Raw genomic sequence first — 8347 nt, 5'->3', positions numbered from 1 at the left:
ACATTAGTAAGAAATGCGTGGGCAGGAAACTATTGGCTAGGAGCTGACGGAAGAATGGCGACTAGTGCTTGGGTAGATAACGGACGTTATTATGTAGATGGAAATGGACTATGGGTTCCTAGTTATTCAGAAACAAGTAAAAATATTTCGGCCTTAAATATGACTCAATACTATCAAGGTGATGCAAGATGGGGTGGTAAGGTGTACGGAATATCTAATCTAGCTAATACTGGATGTGTACCGACAGCATTGGCTATGGCGTTTAGTGGATTAGGACAAAATGTTCTTCCAACAGCTGTTGCGGACACAATCTATAATAATACTGATGAGATGAACGTTAGTGAACTAGGAACATCAGGTAAGGGAGCTGTTTATGCAATCAGAGCATATGGTTATAAACACGCAGTTATCACTACTAAAGAACAACTTATTTCAGCACTTCAAAGTGGTAAACCTGTGTTTGCAACTGTAGGAAGGGGTATTTTCGCTAAAGGTAGATTGACTCACGCTATTATTTTAAGTGGATATAGCAATGGAAAAACAAAAGCAATGGATCCGGATAGTGCATATAATACAGGTAAATGGTATGATATCAATACTATTTGGAATCAAAGAAGTACAGACCCTTATGATACTAACATTGGTGGATCATTTGTAGCAATCGGATAATAGAATAGAACGATACAGGGATATTGATTTTTAAGAAATCTAATTCCGTGTGTCGTTTTTTGTTGTAATTTTAATCTTATAAGATAGTATGTCGATAGATTTATATTAAAATAATAAAGATAATATTGTTATATTTCATTATTTTTGCACTAAATTATAACAGTTGTTGCTAAAAATCGTTAAAATTGGTATACTATAACTTAGAGAACTTGAAAGCGAAGGAGTGTGCTTAAATTATGGTGTATAACCACAGAGTTATAGAAAAAAAATGGCAAAAATATTGGGATGAAAATAAAACATTCAAAACATTAGATGATCATACAAAAGAGAAATTTTATGCATTAGATATGTTCCCTTATCCATCAGGAGCTGGACTTCACGTAGGTCATCCAGAAGGGTACACGGCTACTGATATCTTAAGTAGATATAAAAGAGCAAATGGGTACAATGTACTTCACCCAATGGGATGGGATGCATTCGGATTACCTGCTGAGCAATATGCGCTAGATACTGGTAATGACCCAAGAGATTTTACTAAAACTAATATCGACACGTTCCGTCGCCAAATTAAAGAATTAGGATTTTCTTATGATTGGGATCGTGAAGTAAACACAACAGATCCTAACTACTACAAATGGACACAATGGATTTTCAAAAAACTTTATGAAAAAGGACTTGCTTATGTTGATGAAGTACCTGTAAACTGGTGTCCAGCATTAGGAACAGTACTTTCTAATGAAGAGGTTATCGATGGTAAATCTGAGCGTGGAGGACACCCTGTAGAGCGTCGTCCAATGCGTCAATGGGTACTAAAAATTACTGATTACGCTGAAAAACTTCTTGCTGATTTAGATATTCTTGATTGGCCAGAAAGTCTTAAAGCTATGCAACGTAACTGGATTGGAAAATCTGTTGGTGCTGAGATTGATTTCAAAATTGAAGGAACTGATAAAGCATTCACAGTATTCACTACACGTGCTGACACAGTATTCGGTGTATCTTATTGTGTACTTGCACCTGAACACAAACTTGTAGAAGAAATTGTTACTGAAGGGCAAAGAACTGCAGTTGAGGAGTACCTTGATATAGTTAAACGTAAGTCTGACCTTGAAAGAACAGACCTTAACAAAGATAAAACAGGAGTATTCACAGGAGCTTATGCGATTAACCCTGTAAATGGTGAAAAAGTAGAACTTTGGATTGCGGACTACGTACTAGCAAGCTACGGAACTGGAGCTGTTATGGCTGTTCCTGCGCACGATGAACGTGATTATGAATTTGCGACTAAGTTTAATTTACCAATCAAAGCTGTTATCGAAGATAATGGTGAAGTTGTTGTACCATTCTTTGGTGATGGTAAACACATCAACTCTGATTTTATTAATGGATTAAACAATGAAGAAGCTATTGCTAAAGTTATTGAATTCTTAGAAGAAAACAAAGTTGGACGTAGCAAAGTTACATATAAACTACGTGACTGGTTATTCTCAAGACAACGTTACTGGGGAGAACCAATTCCAATTATCCACTGGGAAGATGGTACTATGACTACAGTGCCTGATAGTGAACTTCCACTATTACTTCCAGAAACTGACAACATTAAACCTTCAGGAACAGGAGAATCTCCACTTGCTAATATCGAAGAGTGGCTAAATGTAGTAGCCCCTGAGACTGGTAAAAAAGGTAAACGTGAAACTAACACAATGCCACAATGGGCTGGTTCTTGTTGGTACTACCTACGTTACATTGATCCACACAACGATGAGATGTTCGCAGATCCAGAGAAATTAAAATATTGGTTACCTGTAGACGTTTATATCGGTGGAGCAGAACACGCAGTACTTCACTTACTATATGCTCGTTTCTGGCACAAAGTGCTTTATGATTTAGGTTTAGTTCCGACTCGTGAACCATTCCAAAAACTATTCAACCAAGGTATGATTCTTGCTGAAGGTAAAGATGGTCGTCCGGAAAAAATGTCTAAATCTAAAGGTAATGTAGTTAACCCTGATGATATTATTGTATCTCACGGTGCTGATACATTACGTGTTTATGAAATGTTCATGGGACCATTAGATGCTTCTATCGCATGGAGTGAAAATGGACTTGATGGATCTCGTCGTTTCTTAGATAGAGTATACCGTCTATTCGTAGATGAAGAAACTGGAAAAGTAAATGATAAGGTTCAAGATAAAGATAATGAAGAATTAGAAGTAAGCTATAACTTCACAGTTAAGAAAGTATCGGAAGATATCGAAATTCTTGGATTTAACACAGCTATTTCACAACTTATGGTATTCGTAAATGATTGTTATAAAGCTGAGTACATCCCTCGTAAATATGCATTAGGATTTATCCAACTTCTTGCACCATTTGCACCTCACCTTGCTGAAGAAATGTGGGAAATCTATGGTAACACTGAGTCAATCTCATACGTACCATGGCCAACATTTGATGAAAGCAAACTTGTAAGTGACACTGTAGAAATCGTAGTTCAACTTATGGGTAAAGTTAAAGCTAAATTAGATGTTAAGAAAGACTTAACACCAGCAGAATTAGAGCAAATCGTTCTAGCTAATGAAGAAGTAAAAGAATTAATCGAAGGAAAACAAGTTATGAAGGTGATTGTTGTTCCTGGAAGATTAGTTAATATCGTAGCTAAATAAGGAGAGAGACATGGAAGAATTAATTTATAGTATTGTTAGCGAAATTGTTGAGCATAAAGATGAAATCAAAATCGAAAAATTCGTTAAAAATGCACGTGAACATTACATTTTAACAGTGCACCCAGAAGATTGTGGGCGTATTATAGGGAAAAAAGGTACAGTGATTAGCGCAATCCGTACTGTATTAAATTCAACAACATTTAGTAAAAAAGTTTACTTAGATTTAGTAGAATAATAAGATAAATGTTGAATAGGAGTCTGAAAGATAGATATTTTTCAGATTCCTATTTTTTGATAATTTAAAAATTATAGACATAGAAAATTTTGGGACAGATGATTTTCTAGAGAGTAGAGAAATGAGACATAATCGTTAATTTTGTGTATAATATTATTAGTGTTAATTTAGGAGGCTATTATGCGAGAAATAGTTGATGGATATTTAGTTAATGATGATAATGTGAAAATAGCATTTACTAATAGGAATGTTGATGCGAAGAGTAGTGAAGATATGAAGAGATTTTCTGATAAATATGGATTTAATCATGATAACATAGTTTATAATACTCAGGTTCATGGAGCAGACGTTCGTATTGTTGAATCGGGAGACAATTTTACAGAAAATGGCAAGGAAGCGGATGGTTTAATTACAAGTTTACAGGCGACACCGTTATTGATTTTTACAGCTGATTGTGTCCCTGTAGTCTTTTATGATAAACAGCAAGGTGTTGTTTCCTTAGCTCATGCAGGATGGCGTGGAACATATGGGAATATTACCGGGGAAATGGTAGATATCATGACAGATAAGTACGGCTGTAAAGTAGAGGATATTAAGACTATTATAGGGCCATCGGTTAGTGTGGATAACTACGAAGTTTCTTATGATCTTATCGAAAAATTCTCTGTTTTAGAAGTGCCAAATTATTATAAAGAAGTTGATGGTAAATATTATTTGGATTTATGGAAATTGAATAAAGAATTATTGAAAAAATGTGGTATACTGGAAGATAACATTAAAATTATTGATTTCTGTACGGTAAGAGATAATGATAAATTCTTCTCATATAGGTTGGATGATGCTACTCCAAAGCGTATTGGGACAATAATTCAATTAGATTAAATTCATATAGAATAGAGGAAATTATATTGGAAAAAGATATTAAATTAGTAGAACAAGTAGCTACATTTAAAAGATTGCCGAAAAGTGATAGTAGATGGCGTGTAGCATTTTATTATATAGCGAAAGAATTCTGGGATTTAGAAGAGGTTTTTGTGATAATCGATAAAGCTCTTTACGAAGAACAAGGTCTTAAAATTCCAGTTTTTAGAGAGTATAAAGAAGCAGAAGGGTTCCAGATTTTTTCTAGTCACATAAAAGCGAAAGAATTTGTTGAAAAACAAGGTGATTTATTCGTTACAGCGAGTGGAGAAAAACTTATCGGTAGAATTCGTCAAGGTGCATTTAGAGAGGTTTTCGTTCCATTTTTCGCTGAACAGAATTTTAACTATTTACTAAATGAAGATGAAGCACTATTTGCTGATACCTTCAAACGACTTCTTGCGGTTATGGAAGCTAGCGAAAACTATATTGTGGATCAAGAACAAGAAAATATGCTTAAAGCGGGCGATGTTCAGGGATTCTTCGCAGATATTTGTAAAAAATATATAGTATTAGTATAAAAATAAAATTCAAGCGTAGTTTATATATATTTGATTGCTAAACATGTAATAATTGCGTTTGAGTTTTTTTATTTAGGTTTCATTAGGTTACAAATGTTGCATAGTTCTTATTTTTTTCATATAATTTATATATAGAATTATTTGTAATGTAATAATTTTAAATAGGAAGGTAAAAAATGAAAAAATAGAAAGTTATATTTTCTATTTATGCTATTAGAAATTTTACTATTGATAATGATTTCTGGATGGTATTATTTTTCGGAAAGAAAGATGGGGATAATAAGGTGTATACTATTCAGGAATGTTTATAAATTCCCAAAATACTTTACTGATACAAATATAAAAGTAATAATAGCTTGTTTTATTGTGATTTTAGTTATTCAGTTAGTATTATTTATAAGAGCTAGAAGATTTTTATTTAGTTTTATATTGAATATAGTGTTTATAATCTTTTCAATATATTTCATTATTAATTACAATGTAGACAGAGTGTTTATATACTATTATTTAATAATATTCTGTGGACTATTCAATTTAATAAGATTTCTACAGTTTATTACTTTAAATCATAAAGTAGGAAATTAGCATATAAATCTATTTGTAAAAAAATATTAAGTACATTTAAACTTTTCTTTAAACTTCGTTTAAGTTGATACTGATATTATAAAAATATAAGTAAAATACGTTTAACCTTAAAATAATATAAATAAGGTTTAAAAGGAGGATTCTTATGGAAAACAGAAATAACAACCAAAATAATAGAGAATTTAACAATCAAGGAAATTATAATGAACAAAATGATTATCAAGATTATGATAATATAGAAAATTCTCAATACAATAACTATGAAAATTATCAAGAGATGAACAATGGGCAAGTACCTGTTCAGCAGAAAAATAACTATGGGAAATTATTCCTAACTGTCTTTGCGGCATTTGCTCTTGGAGCTACTAGTGTTTTTGGAGCACAAGCGATAATGGGAACTGGTAAGGCTCTGAATTCTTCGATAACAGCGACAAAAGAAGATAAGGATAATGAACAAATTACAGTAAACGCAATTTCAAAAGCGAAAGATGCAGTAGTTTCAATCGTGAACTACCAAAGTAATACATCTAATAACCTAGAATCAATCTTAGGAGGTTCTAGTAGATCTGATAATGATTCTGGTGATTTAAAAGCTGCTTCAAGCGGTAGTGGAGTTATCTACAAAAAAGTAGGTAATACAGCATATGTCGTTACTAATAACCACGTTGTTAATGGTGCTAAGAAATTATCTGTTATCTTAAGTGATGGAACTAATGTAAATGCAGAAGTTGTCGGAACTGATGTTTGGACAGACCTTGCCGTATTAAAAATCAGTGGTGATAATGTAACTACAACGATGGATTTTGCTGATAGTGATAAAATCGCAGTTGGTGAAACAGCATTCGCCATTGGATCGCCTTTAGATGTTAACTTATCTAATACTGTTACAAAAGGAATTGTATCAGCTGTAAATAGACAAATCCCAATGGATGTTGATGGTGACGGTAAAAATGACTGGAATCAAACTGTAATTCAAACGGACGCGGCTATTAACCCGGGTAACAGTGGTGGAGCGCTAATCAATAGTGAAGGTAAACTTATCGGTATTAACGAATCTAAGATTGCTAAGGCAACAGCTAACGTGAGTGCCGAGGGAATTGGGTTTGGTATTCCTTCAAATGAAGTAAAACTTATTACTGAACAATTAGAGCAATCAGGTAGAGTGATTAGACCTGCATTAGGTGTACAATTAGTATCTGTGAATACAGTCGATAGTGATACTGTAAAATCTCAATTGAAATATGAAGGTAAACAGGGTGTAGTAATTCGTTATGTTGAGAATGGTACACCAGCAGATCAAGCAGGTTTAGAGAAATATGATATCATTACAAAATTAAATGGTGAAGAAGTAAAAGATGTTGCTGCAGTAAGAAAATACTTATTTGAGAAATCAAAAATTGGAGATACTGTAAAAGTAACTTACTATAGAAATGGTAAAGAACAAACAACAAATGTTGTTGTACAAGCCTTAAATACAAGATAAAATAAGGGTAACTTAGGATGAATTTTAATTCTAAGTTACCTTTCGTTTTTTGTTCGAAAAATGTTCGAAATACGGTGAGGAACAGTATAGTCATTTTACTAAAAAAACGTAATATCAATATTCAATATTGGTGACATTTAAGAGTGCTAAAGTTAAAATGTTATTTATGTAGTTTGAATATGAGGAAAAAATTTGCCAAATTGATGAAAATATGTTATTATAAATTTGTTAAATTTTAGAAAAGAATATAGGTGAATAAATGAAAAAAGTAAGAAAAGCGATTATTCCAGCAGCAGGGTATGGTACACGTTTCCTTCCTGCAACTAAAGCATTACCTAAGGAGATGCTTCCAATTATCGATACTCCTACTATTCAATACATAGTAGAAGAAGCGGTGAAAGCTGGAATCGAAGATATAATTATTGTAACTGGTAAACAAAAAAGAGCTATTGAAGACCACTTCGATAGAAATGTTGAATTAGAAGTTGAGTTAGAAAACAAAGGTAAGTTAGCAATGTTAGAAAAAGTTAAGTACCCAACGCAACTTGCTAATATTCACTACGTACGTCAAAAAGAAATGGCAGGATTGGGGGATGCGATTTTAACTGCTCGTAGTTTTATCGGTGATGAGCCATTTGCAGTATTACTAGGTGATGACGTTGTAATTAATGACGAATACCCTGCAATCAAACAACTTATTGATAAAGCAGAAGAAACAGGATGTTCTGTAATTGGGGTTCAAACAGTTCCAGAAGATCAGACTCACAGATACGGTGTTATCGCACCAAAAGGACAAGATGGGCACTTATATGAAGTTGAAACTTTTGTAGAAAAACCAGCTCCAGGGACAGCACCATCTAACCAAGCGATTATGGGAAGATATGTTCTTAACCCAGGAATTTTCAAACACTTAGCTAAAAAACAAGTAGGTGTTGGTGGAGAAGTTCAATTAACAGATGCTATCCAAATGTTAAACGAGGAAGAAAATGTTTATGCATATGACTTCCAAGGTAAACGTTACGATGTAGGTGAAACAATTGGATTTGTTAAAACTACTATCGACTTTGCACTTAAGTCTGACTTAAAAGATGATTTAGTGCCATACTTAAAAGCTAAATTAGCAGAATTAGAATAAGATTAAAGCGGGAGTGACTCAAAAATCGTGATTTCGTAGAAATCGATTTTGTCGAGTCACTCCCGCACAGCTTATTAGATATTTAAATAGCTTTTATAAGGCGAATTTAGATATCAATAAACCACTGCGTCT

General features: G+C 33.2%; 7 protein-coding genes. All 7 read left to right on the top strand.

The features are described from left to right. The coding region (locus HMPREF3186_RS07750) for a C39 family peptidase (protein WP_197415038.1) at positions 1 to 669 on the top strand (669 nt) is incomplete at its 5' end. A 236-nt stretch (positions 670 to 905) separates the two neighbouring features. After that, complete coding sequence (gene leuS / locus HMPREF3186_RS07745; RefSeq protein ID WP_060914673.1) at positions 906 to 3335, top strand: leucine--tRNA ligase; 2430 nt, start codon at positions 906 to 908, stop codon at positions 3333 to 3335. A gap of 10 nt (positions 3336 to 3345) precedes the next feature. Next, entirely contained in the window at positions 3346 to 3570 is a 225-nt protein-coding gene (locus HMPREF3186_RS07740; RefSeq protein WP_060914672.1) for a KH domain-containing protein, read from the top strand. 180 nt (positions 3571 to 3750) lie between these two features. Continuing rightward, complete coding sequence (gene pgeF / locus HMPREF3186_RS07735; protein WP_060914671.1) at positions 3751 to 4452, top strand: peptidoglycan editing factor PgeF; 702 nt, start codon at positions 3751 to 3753, stop codon at positions 4450 to 4452. A gap of 26 nt (positions 4453 to 4478) precedes the next feature. Continuing rightward, entirely contained in the window at positions 4479 to 5012 is a 534-nt protein-coding gene (locus tag HMPREF3186_RS07730) for a hypothetical protein (protein WP_060914670.1), read from the top strand. A 730-nt stretch (positions 5013 to 5742) separates the two neighbouring features. Beyond that, entirely contained in the window at positions 5743 to 7080 is a 1338-nt protein-coding gene (locus HMPREF3186_RS07725; protein ID WP_060914669.1) for a S1C family serine protease, read from the top strand. Between the two features lie 259 nt (positions 7081 to 7339). Next, a complete protein-coding gene (galU, locus tag HMPREF3186_RS07720; protein WP_060914668.1) occupies positions 7340 to 8215 on the top strand; it encodes a UTP--glucose-1-phosphate uridylyltransferase GalU in 876 nt (291 codons plus the stop codon). Positions 8216 to 8347: the final 132 nt, after the last annotated feature.

Source organism: Gemella haemolysans, from assembly GCF_001553035.1.
In the GTDB taxonomy this organism is placed as follows: Bacteria; Bacillota; Bacilli; order Staphylococcales; family Gemellaceae; genus Gemella; species Gemella haemolysans_B.
The sequence above is the reverse complement of the archived record's forward strand: the minus strand, read 5'-3'. Positions and strand labels throughout refer to the sequence as shown.

Excerpts from the sequence above, each read along its gene's own strand:
- leuS (WP_060914673.1), top strand. The coding sequence starts at position 906 with ATGGTGTATAACCACAGAGTTATAGAAAAAAAATGGCAAAAATATTGG.
- HMPREF3186_RS07740 (WP_060914672.1), top strand. The coding sequence starts at position 3,346 with ATGGAAGAATTAATTTATAGTATTGTTAGCGAAATTGTTGAGCATAAA.
- pgeF (WP_060914671.1), top strand. The coding sequence starts at position 3,751 with ATGCGAGAAATAGTTGATGGATATTTAGTTAATGATGATAATGTGAAA.
- HMPREF3186_RS07725 (WP_060914669.1), top strand. The coding sequence starts at position 5,743 with ATGGAAAACAGAAATAACAACCAAAATAATAGAGAATTTAACAATCAA.
- galU (WP_060914668.1), top strand. The coding sequence starts at position 7,340 with ATGAAAAAAGTAAGAAAAGCGATTATTCCAGCAGCAGGGTATGGTACA.